Here is a 13,216-nt window from a genome sequence, read left to right as displayed (position 1 = left end):
GCAATGGCGCGAAGGCGCAAAGGGCACAAAGTTTATTGAACTAATCATCATCAAGTTCGTTTGCCACTCGGACGATTCCGTGCTTCATCAATTCGGAGCTGAAATTCAGGATCATGCCGAGTCGCATGCCCGTTAGTTTCAAATAGGTCAGAACCTGCTTCCTGTGCGCGTTATTGAGTTTTTCGACAGCCTTGATCTCGAGGATCAGCTTGTCGTCAGCGACGATATCAGCGCGAAACGCAGCATCGGAGGCAATTCCCTCGTAGATCAGGGGTACCTGCACCTGCTTTCTCACCGACACCCCGCGCTCTTCGAGCTTTTTGGCAAGAATGGTCTCATACACATTTTCCAGCAAGCCTGGCCCCAGGCCGCGGTGGAGTCTCATTGCTTCCTCCACCACAAGCGCCGACAACTCATTCTCCGATCTTCCTTGCGTCCTTAGCGCCTTTGCGCCATTGCGAGAACCGACATTACTCCCCACCATCAGCCTCCTCCGACGCCTCGATTGCCGACTTGGCTTTGACCAGGAACATATGGCGCGTCAGGTGGTGGTCCATGACGTTTTCTTCCCAGCCTTTCAGGCGGGGGTCGATGAGGCGTTTTGTGACGTAGTTGTAGACGGGCAGGATGACCTGGTCGGCGAGGATCATGCGTTCGGCCTCGGCCATCAGGTTGCGTCGGCTGGCCGGGATGCGTTCGGCGGCGATGCGTTGAAGCAGGCGGTCGTAGCGTTCGCTGTCGTAGCCGGCGTCGTTGCGGCCGTGCTCGGAGTGGAACAGCTCCAGGAAGGTGAAGGCATCCTGGTAGTCGCCGATCCAGCCCGAACGGAACACCTCGGTGACGCGGCGCTGGGCGCGGTTCTGCAGGAAGACGCGGAACTCCTCGTTGATCAGGCGGGTGCGCACGCCCAGGACCTGTTTCCACATGGCGGCCACGGCCACGGCGATCTTTCGATGGTTCTCCGAGGTGTTGTAGCGCAGCTCGACCTCCAGCGGCCGCTGCTCGCTGTAACCGGCTTCGCGGTAGAGGCGCTTTGCCTCGGCCTCGCGTTCTTCCTGAGTCATGCCGGCCCAGGGAGTCTCCGGTGACTCGTACTCCGGCAGGCCCGGCGGCACCAGGTTGAACGTCGGGATCTCCCCGAAACGGCTGACCTGCTCGGTGAGGATCTCGCGATCGACGGCCAGGTTGAGCGCCTGCCGCAACGCCAGGTTGTCTTCGAAGGGCTCGCGCGTGAGGTTGAAGGAGAAGAAGTAGGTGCCGAACCAGGGCGCGACCATCAAGGCCTGGGGCATGTTCTTCCTGAGCCACTGAAACTGGTTGTTCGGCACCTGGTAGGTCCAGTGCAGGTCGCCGGCCCGGAATCGGTTGAACTCGGTGTTCTCGTCTTCGAAGGGATAGAAGACGACGCGCTCGACCAGCACGTCGTCAGCGTCCCGGTAGTGCGGATTCCTGACCAGTTCGATACTGGAGCGCACCCGCCAGTCGTCGAGCATGAAGGCGCCGTTGGAGACCAGGTTGCCCGGGCGTACGTGACTGTCGCCGTGCTGTTCGACCGTGGGACGGTGCACGGGATAGCTGGTGGGATGGGTCAGCAGGCCAAGAAAGTAGGGCGTGGGATCCTTGAGCTCGACCTGGAAAGTCATGTCGTTGAGCGCCTCCACACCGAGCGCCTCGGGCGGCGATTCGCCGGCCAGGATCGCCTCGGCGTTGACGATCGGCGAGAGCATGCGGCTGTAGGAAGCACCGGTGGCCGGGTCAACCGCGCGCCGCCACGACCAGACGAAATCATCGGCGGTAACGGGTTCGCCGTTGCTCCATCGTCCGTCCGGATCGAGAAAGAAGGTATAGGTCAGGCCGTCGCGACTGATGTCCCAGTGGCGGGCGGCGCCCGGAACGATCCGACCGTCCGGCGCGGTCGTCGTCAGGCCTTCGAACAGGTCGCGCAGGATATTGCTGGACGGCACGCCCTCGGCCAAGTGCGGGTCCAGGGTTTGCGGCTCTTCGCCGTTGCCGCGATGGACGACCTGCGATTCGGCGAGCACTTCGGGCAGCGGGCGGCCGTCTTCGCCGAAGACCACGTCGACCGGCTCGGCCAGGGCCGGCACTGCCTCTGGCGCATGGGCCTCGCGCTCGCCGCAGCCGGCCAGCGCAAAGAGCAGGCAGAGTGCGCCCAGACGCTTCACGGCAACGACATCCAGCGCGACAGGTGAATATCCATGGGGTTGTCCTCGAATCCGCGCACGTCCGGGTCCACGAGATGCCTGGAGACATAGTAGTACAGCGGCACGATGACCTGTTCGTCGAGCAGGCGGGCTTCGGCCTCGCGCAGGATGCGGAGCCGCTCGTCGCCGCGCTCTCTCGCCGCCCGCCGCATCAGCCCGTCAAAGACCGGGTCGTCGAAAAAGGTGTAGTTGCCCGGGCTGTCGCCGGCGAACAGTTGCAGGAAGTTGGCCGCATCGCGCCAGTCGGCGATCCAGCCGCCGCGGAACACCTCGGTAATGCGGCCCTGCCGGCGATTGGTGATGAACACCTTCCACTCCTCGTTGACCAGGCGCGTGCGCACGCCCAGGTGGAGCTTCCACATCGCGGCGATCGCTGCGGCCATACGGCGATGGGTCAGGGACGTGTTGAAGCGCAACTCGACCTCCAGCGGCCGGTCGTCGCCGTAGCCGGCCTCGCGGTAGAGGCGCTCGGCCTCGACCAGTCGCTCGCCGGGCGCCAGGGGCGGCTCGCGGCCCTCGGGCCAGCCGGGCATGCCTGGCGGCAGCAGGCCCCAGGCCGGTATCTCGCCGGAGCCGAGCACCCGCTCGACCAGGATGTCGCGATCGACGGCCAGGCTCAGCGCCCGGCGCAGCTTCGCGGCGTCGGCGAAGGGCTCGCGCTGCAGGTTGAAGGCCAGGAAGAAGCTGCCCAGGTAGGGTGAAATCCTGAGTTCGTCGCCGAAGCGCTCGCGCAGCCAGTCGACGCGCCCGGGCGGGATGGTCTCGGTGACATGCAGCTGGCCGGCACGGTAGCGGGTCAATTCGACGTTGGGCTGCTCGATCACGTGCCAGGTCACCGCGTCCAGCGAGACCTCGCCGGCCGCCCGGTAATGCTCGTTGGGCAGCAGTTCGAGACGGGCGCCGGGCACCTGACCGTCGAGGACGAATGCGCCGCTGTAACGACTTGTGCCCTCGCCCGGCCAGGGATAGGTCACCGGGTGCGTGAGCAGCTCGCCGAACCAGGGCGTGGGACGCTCGAGACGAACCACCAGGCGATGCGGCGACGGCGCGCCGACGCCCAGCGCACCGGGTTGCGCCCGGCCCGAACGAACCGCCCGGGCGTTTTCGACCGGGTCGAGCAGCGCCGCCGTGGGCGAGGCCGTGGCCGGATCGAGGGCACGCCGCCAGCCGGTGACGAAGTCCTGCGCGACGATTCGCTTACCGTCCGACCAGCGGGCCGAAGGATCCAGCTCGAACGTCCAGACCCGACCGTCATCGCTCACCGACCAGGACTGGGCCACGCCGGAAATCAGCTCGGCCCCGGCGTCGAAGGTCAGCAGCCCCTCGTGCAGGTCGCGCAGCACGTTGAGTGCCGACAGGCTCTGGGCGGTGTGGATATCGAGCGAGTCGGGCTCGGGCCCGACACCCCGATGCAGGGTTGCGGCAAACGTGAGGGGCGCGGAGAGCAGGAAAACCAAAAACAATGGAACCACGGAAAGCACGGAAGAAGAAGAAAAAGAACGCGCTCTTGATGGCACGGCGACCGCAACGGGCGTGCCATGAACCGAACGCACGTCCTGGAATTCCTGTGTTTTTCCGTGCATTCCGTGTCTTCCGTGGTTACCGGGTTTTCCACAGCGGCGCCCGCAGAGCCGAACTTCATGCAGCATCCGGACAAAAAAGCGATAATCGGCGCCTCATTCTATCCGGGTGTTCCGCTTTGAATCCCGACACCGTCCTGACCGACAAGCGACAGCTTACCGAGTGGCTGGAGTCCGGATGCAAGCCGGAATCCGAATGGCGCATCGGCACCGAACACGAGAAGTTCGGCTTCTGCACCGAAACCCTCGAGCCGCTGCCCTACGACGGCGAGCGCTCCGTGCGCGCCATGCTCGAGGGCCTGGCCGACAACTTCGGCTGGGAGACGGTCCGCGAGGACGGCCTGCCGATCGCGCTGAAGAAGGACGGCTGTTCGATCACGCTCGAACCCGGCGGACAGCTGGAGCTTTCGGGCGAACTGCTCGACAACCTGCACCAGACCTGCGACGAGGTCAACACACATCTCGCCCAGGTGCGGGCGGTGGCCGAGCCGCTGGGTATCGGATTCCTGGGCATGGGCTTTCATCCCACCGCCCGGCTCGACGAGATCGAGTGGATGCCCAAGGCCCGCTACGTGATCATGCGCAACTACATGCCGAAGGTCGGCGAGCACGGCCACGACATGATGAAGCGCACCTGCACCGTGCAGGTCAACCTGGATTTCTCCAGCGAGGCGGACATGGTCGCGAAGTTCCGGGCCTCGCTCGCCCTGCAGCCGATCGCTACCGCCCTGTTCGCCAACTCACCCTTCGTCGAGGGCCGGCCGAGCGGCTACCTGAGCTACCGTTCCTACGCCTGGACCGATACCGACCCGGACCGCACCGGCATGCTGCCCTGGGTGTTCGAATCCGGCATGGGCTTCGAGCGCTACGTCGACTACATGCTCGATGTGCCGATGTACTTCACCGTCCGCGACGGGCGCATGATCGACTGCGCGGGCCAGAGCTTCCGCGACTTCCTGGCCGGGCGCCTGCCGGCGCTGCCCGGCGAGCGGCCGACGCTCAAGGACTGGGAAGACCACCTCACCACCGCCTTCCCGGAAGTCCGCCTCAAGCGCTTCCTGGAGATGCGCGGCGCCGACGGCGGCCCCTGGCGGCGCCTGTGCGCCCTGCCCGCGTTCTGGGTGGGCCTGCTCTACGATTCCGGGAGCCTGGCCGCCTGCCTGGAAATGACGAAAGCCTGGAGTGCGGCCGAGCGCGAACAGCTCCGCCGCGACGTGGCCCGTTTCGGTCTCAAGGCCGAAATCCAGGGCCGCAGCGTGCACGAGATCGCCGGTGAGTTGCTCGAGCTCGCTCACGGCGGGCTGGCGAGACGCCGACGGCTCAGCGGCAGCGGCGACCACGAGGGCGGCTTCCTGGAATCGCTGCAGAAGGTCGTCGACCGCGGCACCACCCCGGCCGAGGTCAAGCTCGCGGCCTTCGAAGGCGAGTGGGGCGGCGACCTCAGCCACCTGTTCCGGCAGTACGCCTACTGAGTGGCGGCCGGCCCCGCTTTCGGGGCCGGATGTAATCAGTACGGCAGGGGCAGCTTCGGCTCCAGCGCCAGCAGCTTCTCGCGAAACTCGCTGCGGACCTGCCCCAGCCCGGTGGCCTCGTCGGCGCCGAATCTCAGGATCAGCCGGCCGGTGTCGGCGTCCACGCGCGCCAGGCCCCAGCGGTCGGACCAGTCGGCGCGCACGCCGTCGATGCGGGTCACCAGCGCATCACCGAAATCCGATTCCTTACCCAGCCGATCGACCAGGGTGCGCGACTGCTCGCGATCGATGTCGACCACGATCTCCGGGCTGGTCCGGAACTGCGGCTGCTCGGCGAGGATCTCGTCGACGTCACGTGTGTCGGCCGCCAGGACCTCGAGCAGGCGTGCGGCGGCGTAAATGGCGTCGTCGAAGGGATACCAGCGGTCGTTGATGAACAAGTGACCGTTCATGTCGCCGCCGAGCGGCGCGTGCTCCTTGCGAAGGCGGCGGGCGACGGGCTGCTGGCCGGTGGCGGTCATGATGCCGCGCCCGCCGGCCTGCTCGACCACGCGCTGCAGGTGGCCGGAGCAGCGAACGTCGAAGATTACCGCCTCGCCCGGCCGCGCCGCCAGCACGTCGCCGGCGAGCAGCATCAGCAGGCGATCCGGCCAGACGATTTCGCCGTTCCTGGTCACCAGGGCCAGGCGGTCGGCGTCGCCGTCGAAAGCGATGCCCAACTCGGCCTGGAAATTACGCACGCACAACCTGAGATCCTCGAGATCGTCCGGGGAGGACGGATCGGGCCGGTGGTTGGGGAACGCGCCGTCGACATCGCAGTAGAGGGGGATCAGGTCCGCGCCGACGGCCTGCAGGAGCTTGGGCGCGACCGCCCCGCCGACGCCGTTGCCGCAGTCGACGACCACCTTCAACGGCCGTTCGAGCTGGATGTCGGCGGTCAGGCGCTTGGCGTAACGCTGCAGGATGTCCTGTTGCTCGTAACTGCCCTCGCCCTTGGCAAAATCCTTGTGTTCGACGCGCCGCGCCAGGTCGCCCATGCCTTCGGGCTCGATCAGCTCGCCGCCGATCATTACCCGGAAACCGTTGTATTTCGGCGGGTGATGCGAGGCGGTGACCATAACGCCGCAGCCTTCGGCCAGCTCGGTGGCGCCGAACCACAGCAAGGGCGTGGGCACCGCCCCGATCTCGATGACGTCGATGCCGCTGTTGCGCAGGCCGCGGATCAGGGCCGATAGCAGGATCGGCCCGCTGAACCGACCGTCGCGCGCCACGGCCACACGCGAAAAACCGCGCTCGGCGATGACCGTGCCGATCGCCTGGCCGATATCGGTGGCAATCGGCGGAGTGAGATCCTCGTCGACCACGCCGAGGATGTCGGCCGGCCGGAAGATACCCGACGGCAGCTCCAGCGACTCGGCGGGGGCGGCCTCGGTTCGGGATTCGGGTTGCGCGACCGGCTCGGGTTCCGGCTCGGGTTCCGGCTCGGGTTCCGGCTCGGGTTCAGGCTCGGGTTCCGGCTCAGGCTCAGGCTCAGGCTCAGGCTCAGGCTCCGGCTCCGGCTCGGGCTCCGGCTCGGGCTCCGGCTCGGGCTCGGGCTCGGGCTCCGGTTCGGGCTCCGGTTCGGGCTCCGATTCCATCTCGAGCGCAGACTCCTCGAGGCTGATTGCATCTTCGTCGCCGGTCGCTTCTTCTTCCGGCTGTTGCAGCGATTCGTCTTCCAGTGCCAGTTCCAGGCCTTCGCCGGTGGGCGGCTCCGACATCGATTCCTCGGCCGCCTCGGCGCCGCCTTCGGCTTCCAGCGCGGCATCCAGGGCCTCCTCGTCGCGCCGGTCGTCGGCGTCGCTGAAGGCGAAATCCAGGTCGAGTTCCTTCTCCGCGTCCTTCGGCTCCTCTGACGATCGATCCGACGGCTCTTCGGACGACTCTTCTTCGGCATCGAAGCCCTCGCCCGGTTCGGGCAGGTGGTCTTCGTCGGGCTCTATCGTGTCTTCGGCGAAGTCGAAGTCCTCGCGCTCGGACAAAAGCTCTTCCTCGGCGGGTTCCTCCTGCTCTTCTGCTGGCTTACGCGCCTGGGCCGGCGTCTTCTCACCGCCTTCCTCGGCCTCGATCTGTTGGTAGATTTCGTCGAGATCCGGCACGTCGAAGGGCACGTCGGCAGCCGGGCGCTTGCCCCCGCCGCCCTGCTCACCAGTGGGCCGGGCAGACTGCTCGTCGAGCATCCAGTCGGGCAGGTCCTGCTGGCCGCCGCCCGACGGCTCCCCCGCCGCGGCGGCCTGAGCGCCTGCCTGTCCGGCCGGCTCTTCCCGGGACTCGGCCTGCGGGGAAGCTGCAGAGTCGGCGGCCTCGGCGGACTCGGCCGGCGCCCCGCGCTGGCGATGCAGCACCAGGCCGACGGCCATCAACACCAGCCCCAAGAGCGCCACGGCACCGCCGGTCACGGGCGAGGCATCCCCGGCACCCGCGCCCGTGGTCCAGTTCAGGCGCAGCCGGCTGCCGGCGATCGTCGCCTGGCCGTCGGGCACGCGCTCGGCCGCCAACCGGCCGTTGCTGGCAATCACGGTTTCTCCCTGTTGCAGCGCCAGCCAGCCTTCCGGGCCGGGTTGGGCCAGCCGCCGGGTGACCACGCTGACCGGCAGGCGCACGAACAGGTAGCCGGCCAGCGGCGCCTCGCCTTCGTCGACCGCCGGTTCGTCGATGGCGCGGGCGAAGGCCAGGTTCTCGTTGGCCGTGCCCGGGTAGTGGACCTCGGCGGGCGCGGTGCCCTGTCGCCGGGCGCCGAGCAGCATCTGGACGACAGCGAAATCCGGCTCCGGGTATTCGCCGACCTCGATGTCTTCGACGCTGGGCGGGAACACCCGCACGTCGAGCAGGTTGGCCACACCGGAGGACTGCAGCTGCCGCCGCAGGGCCTCGGTATCGGCTTCTTCGGCCAGAACGGCCCGGGCCGTTTCGGTGACTTCCTGGGCGGCCAGCGCCTGGTTGACCTGGTCGATGGTCGCGCCGATCTGGTCGATGCTGTTGCGCGCAGCGCTGTCGGTGGGACCGGCTTCGCCACTCGACATCGCACTCCACAGCAGCCACAGCCCGGCCAGGAGCACGACCGCGCCCACGCCCATCAGGGCGGGCGCGGCCTGTTTCGGCAGCGCCTTGCCGGAGAGCTTCGGGAGAGAGGGCTTTTCCGCCATGTCAGATCACTCCCGTGTGCCCGATGCCCCCTTCGGCCCGTTCGCTGGCCTCGAACGAATCGACGATGTCGAGTCGGACCTGCACGACGGGAACCACGACAAGCTGGCATATGCGCTGCCCCGGCTCGATGTGGATGGCCGCATCCCCCCGGTTCCAGCAGGAAATCTTGACCTCGCCCTGGTAGTCGCTGTCGATCAGGCCTACCAGGTTGCCCAGAACCAGACCCTGCTTGTGGCCCAGCCCGGAGCGGGGCAGCAGGACGGCAGCCAGCCCGGGATCGTCGAGGTGAATCGCCATGCCCGAAGGCAGCAGGGCGGTTTCACCCGGTTGCAGCGTCTTTGACTCCTCCAGGCAGGCACGCAGGTCCATGCCGGCCGAGCCGGACGTGGCGTACTCCGGCAGCGGCCATTCGCGCCCCAGACGGGGGTCAAGAATCCTGACTTTCAGGTCTTTCATCGGATCGGCTTTCCCTCTCGAGCATTCGTTCGGCGATGATAGCAACCAGTTCTCGCGCCAGGGCCGTCTTGGCCTTCGGCGACAGCGCCCAGTGCCGCCCGGCACTGAAAACCTCAAGCGCATTGTCTTCGGAGTCGAACCCCAGGTCCTTGCCAACCCGGTTGGCCGCGACCAGGTCGAGCTTCTTGGCTTCGAGCTTACCGCGGGCGGCGTTCTCCAGGTCGCGGGTCTCGGCGGCGAAGCCCACGACCACGGCCGGACGGTCGTTCCTCGCGGCCACGTCGGCAAGGATATCGGGGTTGGGCACGAGTTCCACGGCCATCGACTCCGCGGACTTCTTGATCTTGTCGCCCGCCTCGCTGGCCGGCCGATAATCGGCCACCGCGGCCACGCCCACGAAGCCGTCGGCGCCATCGATGCAGGCCATCACGGCCCGGTGCATCTCGCGGGCGGTGCCGACATCGTGACGTCGTACGCCGTGCGGGGTGGCCAGGTGGACGGGCCCGGCGACAAGATCGACTTCGGCGCCGGCCTCGGCCAGGGCGGCGGCCACGGCAAAGCCCATCCGGCCCGAGGAGCGATTGCCGATGAAGCGCACCGGATCGAGCGGCTCGTGCGTCGGCCCGGCGGTCACCACGAAACGTCGGCCCGAAAGCGGCCCCTCGCCACCGCCGAGGGCCGCCACCAGTTCCTCGGGCTCGAGCATCCGGCCCTGGCCCTGCTCGCCGCAGGCCTGCGATCCGGAGCCGGGCCCCAGGATGCGCACGCCGCGCGATTCGAGCAGCTTGCAGTTGTCGCGCACCGAAGGCGAAGCCCACATCACGCGGTTCATCGCCGGTGCCAGCCAGATTCGGGCTTCGGTGGCGACCACGAGGGTGGAGAGCAGATCGTCCGCCAGGCCGGCGGCGAAGCGGGCAATGGCGTGCGCGGTCGCCGGCGCCACCAGGATCTCGTCGGCCCAGCGGGCCAGCTCGATGTGCCCCATGCCGGCCTCGGCTTCGGGGTCGAGCAGCCGGGTGCGAACGCGATGGCCACTGACCGCCTGCAGGGTCAGCGGCGTGATGAAGGCTTCCGCGCCCGCGCTCATGACCACGCGCACGTCGGCGCCAGCATCGCGCAGGCGCCGCACCAATTCAGGCGTCTTGTAGGCGGCGATGCCCCCGGTCACGCCGACCAGCACCTTCTTTCCTTCGAGCGCGCTCATGAATTGTCGAGTCGATTTCCTACGCGGGAGCGGGAGAAGAGCCGATTTCATCGGCCCATGCTTGCCGACCAGAATAACGCCCCGGTGACCATACTTGAAGAACTGCCATGCGAATCGCCGACTGGCCCATGACCGAACGCCCGCGCGAGCGCCTGCTGGCCGGCGGCCCGGAAGGACTGAGCGATGCCGAGCTGCTTGCCATACTCCTGCGCACCGGCGCCCGCGGCCTGTCCGCGCTGGACCTTGCGCGCAGCCTGATCAGCCGCCACGGCGGACTCCGGGGACTGCTTGAAGCCGACGTCGACGCCTTCTGCGACACCCCGGGACTGGGCCCGGCAAAGTACGCCCAGCTTCAGGCGGCCCTGGAGATGGCGCGCCGGCATCTGCGCGAGAACCTCGAGCGCGGTCAGCCGCTGACCAGCCCGCAGGCCACGCGTGAATTCCTGCGCGCGGCACTGCGCGACCGCCCGCACGAAGCCTTCTGCGCGCTTCACCTGGACACCCGCCATCGCGTGATCGCCTTCGACGAGTTGTTCGCCGGCACGATCGACTCGGCCCACGTGCACCCGCGCGTGGTGGTGGAAAAAGCACTGGCGCGCCGGGCGGCCGCGCTGATCGTGGCCCACAACCACCCTTCCGGCATCGCCGAACCCAGCCAGGCCGACCTCGCCATCACGCGAAGACTGCGCGACGCACTGGCGCTCGTCGACATCCGCCTGCTCGACCACTTCATCGTCGGCGACGGGGAGGTCGTTTCGCTGGCCGAAAGAGGCCTGGTTTGAAGCGACTGGCTCAGCCTCAGTGACCGACCGAACACTCCAGGTTCTTCAAGAGGCCGTCCTCGAGCCCGTACATCAGACCGTGGATCTCGATGTGCATGCCACGCTGCCAGGCGCGCTGCAGGATGGGTGACTCGGCCACGCGGCCGACGCCGTCGACGACGTTGAGCTCGGCCAGACGGTCGAGCCGGGCATGGCCCTCGCCCAGGGCGTCGAGTTCCTCACTCTTGCGCCGGGCAATGCGGCGAATGGGTTCGAGCCAGTGATCGGCCAGGCCGTGGACAACATCTTCTGAAGCCGCCTTCACCCCGGCGCAGCCGTAGTGCCCGCACACGATGATCTTGCCGATCCCCAGCACCTCGACCGCGAACTCCAGCGTGGAGAGGAAATTGAGGTCGGCCGGGTGCACCACGTTCGCTACGTTGCGGTGCACGAAGATCTCGCCGGGATCGCGGTTGGTGATCACGTTGGCCGGCACGCGCGAGTCGGCGCAACCGATCCAGAAATAGTCCGGCTTCTGGACCGCCGCCAGGCGATGAAAATAGTCGGGACACTCGGCCAGGATGGCCTCGGCCCAGGCGCGATTGCCGCGGATCAGGTGGTCGGGCATGGTCTCGGGAAAGCGGGTGGGGAAGCCGGCATTGTAGCGCCCGACCCGATGGGTGCCCACCTGCGCGGTCCGAGCGGCTGCACCAGCCGCCCAGACGCAAAAACGCCGGGCAGGGCCCGGCGCTTCGGCAAAATCGAAGTGAGCGGAAAGCCGCTTACTTGATCTTGGCTTCCTTGTACATGACGTGCTTGCGCACCACCGGGTCGTACTTCTTCATCTCCAGCTTGTGCGGAGTGTTCTTCTTGTTCTTGTCGGTGGTGTAGAAGTGACCGGTGCCGGCACTGGAAACCATTCGAATCTTGTCACGCGCGCTGTTGGCCATGATGACGCTCCTTAAACGTGTTCGCCGCGGGCTCGCAGGTCGGCGAGGACCTTGTCGATGCCGTTCTTGTCGATGATGCGCAGACCCTTCGCCGAGACGCGAAGCTTGACCCAGCGGTTCTCGCTGTCGACCCAGAACCGGTGGCTGTGCAGATTCGGCAGCGACCGCTTGCGGGTACGGTTGTTGGCGTGGGAGACGTTGTTGCCGACCAGCGGGCGCTTGCCGGTCACCTGACACACTCGGGACATGACGAATGTTCCTGAAATTGGTTTGGTTGCAATCGAGCCGGACTTTATACCCCAGAATCGCCTGCAGATCAAGCGTTATCGGCGTTTTCCGCCCGCTCGGCCAGCAGCTTCTCCAGGTCGGCGGCAATTTCGGCCACGCCGAGGCTGTCGAGCAGCATCAGCTGCGGCTCGCCGGCGGCATCGAAGACGAAGATCGCGGAGCTGTGGCTGACGTTGTAGCTGCCGTCGGCGCGCTCGTCTTCGTAGCCGTAGGTGGTGCGGTAACGCCGCGTCAGCGCCTTGAGCTGGCGCTGCGTGCCCGTCAGGCCCAGCATGCGCTCGCTGAAGGCGTCGGTGTAGTCGGCGAGTTGCTGCGGACCGTCACGGCCGGGGTCGACACTGACGAAGGCAAGCTGCAACTCCTCCTGAAGGGGCTCGGGCAAGCGGCGCACGGCCGCGACCAGGCGCGCGAGCGTGGTCGGGCAGATGTCGGGGCAGTGCGTGAAACCGAAATACATCGCCACCGGCCGGCCGGCGAAGACCGATTCGGTGACCGTCTCGCCGGTCTCGGCGGTGAGCTCGAACTCGAGTTCCGGCATCAGGCCCTCGATGGACTTGCCGTTCCAGCCCTGGTCGGCGCAGGCAGACAGCCCGAGCAGCATCAACGCCGTCAGCGCCAGGCGCACGGGCTTCATGACGAAGTCACCGGCACCACGGTGAAGACCACGGTTCGCTCGGCGGGCTCGAGCCCCTCGAAGCCCAGCACGATCTCGACCGCCTCGCCGACTTCCAGCTCGCGCTGGGCGCGCATGAGCATCAGGTGCAGGCCCTTGGGCTTGAACTCGACGGTCTCGCCGGCGCCGACCAGCACGCCGTCGTCCTGGTGCGCCATGCGGGCGTTGCCGTCGGCGGAGACCACGGTGCGGTGGATCATCACGTGATCGAAGGCCTCCGACGCGGCCGACACCAGGCGAACCGGCGAATCGGTGTGGTTGGTGAGCGTGAAGTAGCCGGCCATGGGCGCGCCGCCGGGTACCAGGCGCACGCGGGGATTGTCGATCTCGATCGGCTCGGCGGGCTGCATGTCGGCCACCCACCAGAGTGCGCCGGCGAGCAGCGCGATCACCAGTACAACACCGGACAGTATCTTCATTCAGG

13 protein-coding genes are annotated in these 13,216 nt (G+C 67.2%); 2 read left to right on the top strand and 11 right to left on the bottom strand.

Going from position 1 to position 13,216, the window contains the following annotated elements:
* Nucleotides 1-40: 40 nt before the first annotated feature.
* From DZC52_RS10335 to DZC52_RS10325, 3 genes are read right to left on the bottom strand one after another with little or no spacing between them, the layout of a single operon-like run.
* The gene (locus DZC52_RS10335; RefSeq protein ID WP_116651067.1) at nt 41-484 is read right to left on the bottom strand and encodes a GxxExxY protein; all 444 of its coding nucleotides are present in this window, start codon (nt 482-484) and stop codon (nt 41-43) included.
* On the bottom strand, nt 471-2,183 hold the full coding sequence (locus DZC52_RS10330) for a peptide ABC transporter substrate-binding protein (protein WP_116651066.1): 1,713 nt from the start codon (nt 2,181-2,183) through the stop codon (nt 471-473). The genes DZC52_RS10335 and DZC52_RS10330 overlap by 14 nt, the downstream gene beginning before the upstream one ends.
* Nucleotides 2,180-3,685: a peptide ABC transporter substrate-binding protein gene (locus DZC52_RS10325; RefSeq protein WP_181918898.1), complete on the bottom strand. Its 1,506-nt coding sequence runs from the start codon at nt 3,683-3,685 to the stop codon at nt 2,180-2,182. The genes DZC52_RS10330 and DZC52_RS10325 overlap by 4 nt, the downstream gene beginning before the upstream one ends.
* A gap of 236 nt (nt 3,686-3,921) precedes the next feature.
* On the opposite strand from DZC52_RS10325, the gene DZC52_RS10320 reads away from it, so the two are divergent.
* Nucleotides 3,922-5,274: a glutamate--cysteine ligase gene (locus DZC52_RS10320; protein ID WP_245960804.1), complete on the top strand. Its 1,353-nt coding sequence runs from the start codon at nt 3,922-3,924 to the stop codon at nt 5,272-5,274.
* A 35-nt stretch (nt 5,275-5,309) separates the two neighbouring features.
* On the opposite strand, the gene DZC52_RS10315 is transcribed toward DZC52_RS10320, so the two are convergent.
* Genes DZC52_RS10315 through coaBC form a run of 3 tightly spaced genes read right to left on the bottom strand, consistent with a single transcriptional unit; the run spans nt 5,310 to nt 10,120 of the window.
* Entirely contained in the window at nt 5,310-8,459 is a 3,150-nt protein-coding gene (locus DZC52_RS10315; RefSeq protein ID WP_116651064.1) for a phosphomannomutase/phosphoglucomutase, read from the bottom strand.
* Between the two features lies 1 nt (nt 8,460).
* Nucleotides 8,461-8,916 carry a dUTP diphosphatase gene (dut, locus tag DZC52_RS10310; protein WP_116651063.1) on the bottom strand — a complete coding sequence of 152 codons (456 nt, stop codon included), beginning with the start codon at nt 8,914-8,916 and terminating at the stop codon, nt 8,461-8,463.
* Nucleotides 8,888-10,120, bottom strand: coding sequence for a bifunctional phosphopantothenoylcysteine decarboxylase/phosphopantothenate--cysteine ligase CoaBC (coaBC, locus tag DZC52_RS10305; RefSeq protein WP_116651062.1), 1,233 nt, complete (start codon nt 10,118-10,120; stop codon nt 8,888-8,890). The genes dut and coaBC overlap by 29 nt, the downstream gene beginning before the upstream one ends.
* A 107-nt stretch (nt 10,121-10,227) precedes the next feature.
* Between coaBC and radC the strand changes: the two genes are divergently transcribed.
* A complete protein-coding gene (radC, locus tag DZC52_RS10300) occupies nt 10,228-10,902 on the top strand; it encodes a RadC family protein (protein ID WP_116651061.1) in 675 nt (224 codons plus the stop codon).
* 16 nt (nt 10,903-10,918) lie between these two features.
* Here radC and DZC52_RS10295 read toward each other — a convergent pair whose 3' ends face one another.
* The 5 genes from DZC52_RS10295 to DZC52_RS10275 all read right to left on the bottom strand — a co-directional run bounded on the left by DZC52_RS10295 (nt 10,919) and on the right by DZC52_RS10275 (nt 13,211).
* A complete protein-coding gene (locus DZC52_RS10295) occupies nt 10,919-11,569 on the bottom strand; it encodes a carbonic anhydrase (protein WP_245960803.1) in 651 nt (216 codons plus the stop codon).
* 94 nt (nt 11,570-11,663) lie between these two features.
* Nucleotides 11,664-11,831: a 50S ribosomal protein L33 gene (rpmG, locus tag DZC52_RS10290; RefSeq protein ID WP_116651060.1), complete on the bottom strand. Its 168-nt coding sequence runs from the start codon at nt 11,829-11,831 to the stop codon at nt 11,664-11,666.
* An 11-nt stretch (nt 11,832-11,842) separates the two neighbouring features.
* Nucleotides 11,843-12,079, bottom strand: coding sequence for a 50S ribosomal protein L28 (rpmB, locus tag DZC52_RS10285; protein WP_116651059.1), 237 nt, complete (start codon nt 12,077-12,079; stop codon nt 11,843-11,845).
* Nucleotides 12,080-12,147: 68 nt separating this feature from the next.
* On the bottom strand, nt 12,148-12,753 hold the full coding sequence (locus DZC52_RS10280) for an SCO family protein (RefSeq protein WP_116651058.1): 606 nt from the start codon (nt 12,751-12,753) through the stop codon (nt 12,148-12,150).
* Complete coding sequence (locus DZC52_RS10275; protein ID WP_116651057.1) at nt 12,750-13,211, bottom strand: copper chaperone PCu(A)C; 462 nt, start codon at nt 13,209-13,211, stop codon at nt 12,750-12,752. Before DZC52_RS10275 ends, DZC52_RS10280 begins: the two co-directional genes overlap by 4 nt.
* Between the last annotated feature and the right edge of the window lie 5 nt (nt 13,212-13,216).

The sequence above is a fragment of the Wenzhouxiangella sediminis genome, assembly GCF_003410055.1.
GTDB lineage: Bacteria > Pseudomonadota > Gammaproteobacteria > Xanthomonadales > Wenzhouxiangellaceae > Wenzhouxiangella > Wenzhouxiangella sediminis.
This window is presented reverse-complemented; position numbering and strand designations above follow the sequence as displayed.

Coding starts and splice junctions, on each gene's coding strand:
- DZC52_RS10335 (WP_116651067.1), bottom strand. CDS start 484: ATGGTGGGGAGTAATGTCGGTTCTCGCAATGGCGCAAAGGCGCTAAGG.
- DZC52_RS10315 (WP_116651064.1), bottom strand. CDS start 8,459: ATGGCGGAAAAGCCCTCTCTCCCGAAGCTCTCCGGCAAGGCGCTGCCG.
- dut (WP_116651063.1), bottom strand. CDS start 8,916: ATGAAAGACCTGAAAGTCAGGATTCTTGACCCCCGTCTGGGGCGCGAA.
- coaBC (WP_116651062.1), bottom strand. CDS start 10,120: ATGAGCGCGCTCGAAGGAAAGAAGGTGCTGGTCGGCGTGACCGGGGGC.
- radC (WP_116651061.1), top strand. CDS start 10,228: ATGCGAATCGCCGACTGGCCCATGACCGAACGCCCGCGCGAGCGCCTG.
- rpmG (WP_116651060.1), bottom strand. CDS start 11,831: ATGGCCAACAGCGCGCGTGACAAGATTCGAATGGTTTCCAGTGCCGGC.
- rpmB (WP_116651059.1), bottom strand. CDS start 12,079: ATGTCCCGAGTGTGTCAGGTGACCGGCAAGCGCCCGCTGGTCGGCAAC.
- DZC52_RS10280 (WP_116651058.1), bottom strand. CDS start 12,753: ATGAAGCCCGTGCGCCTGGCGCTGACGGCGTTGATGCTGCTCGGGCTG.
- DZC52_RS10275 (WP_116651057.1), bottom strand. CDS start 13,211: ATGAAGATACTGTCCGGTGTTGTACTGGTGATCGCGCTGCTCGCCGGC.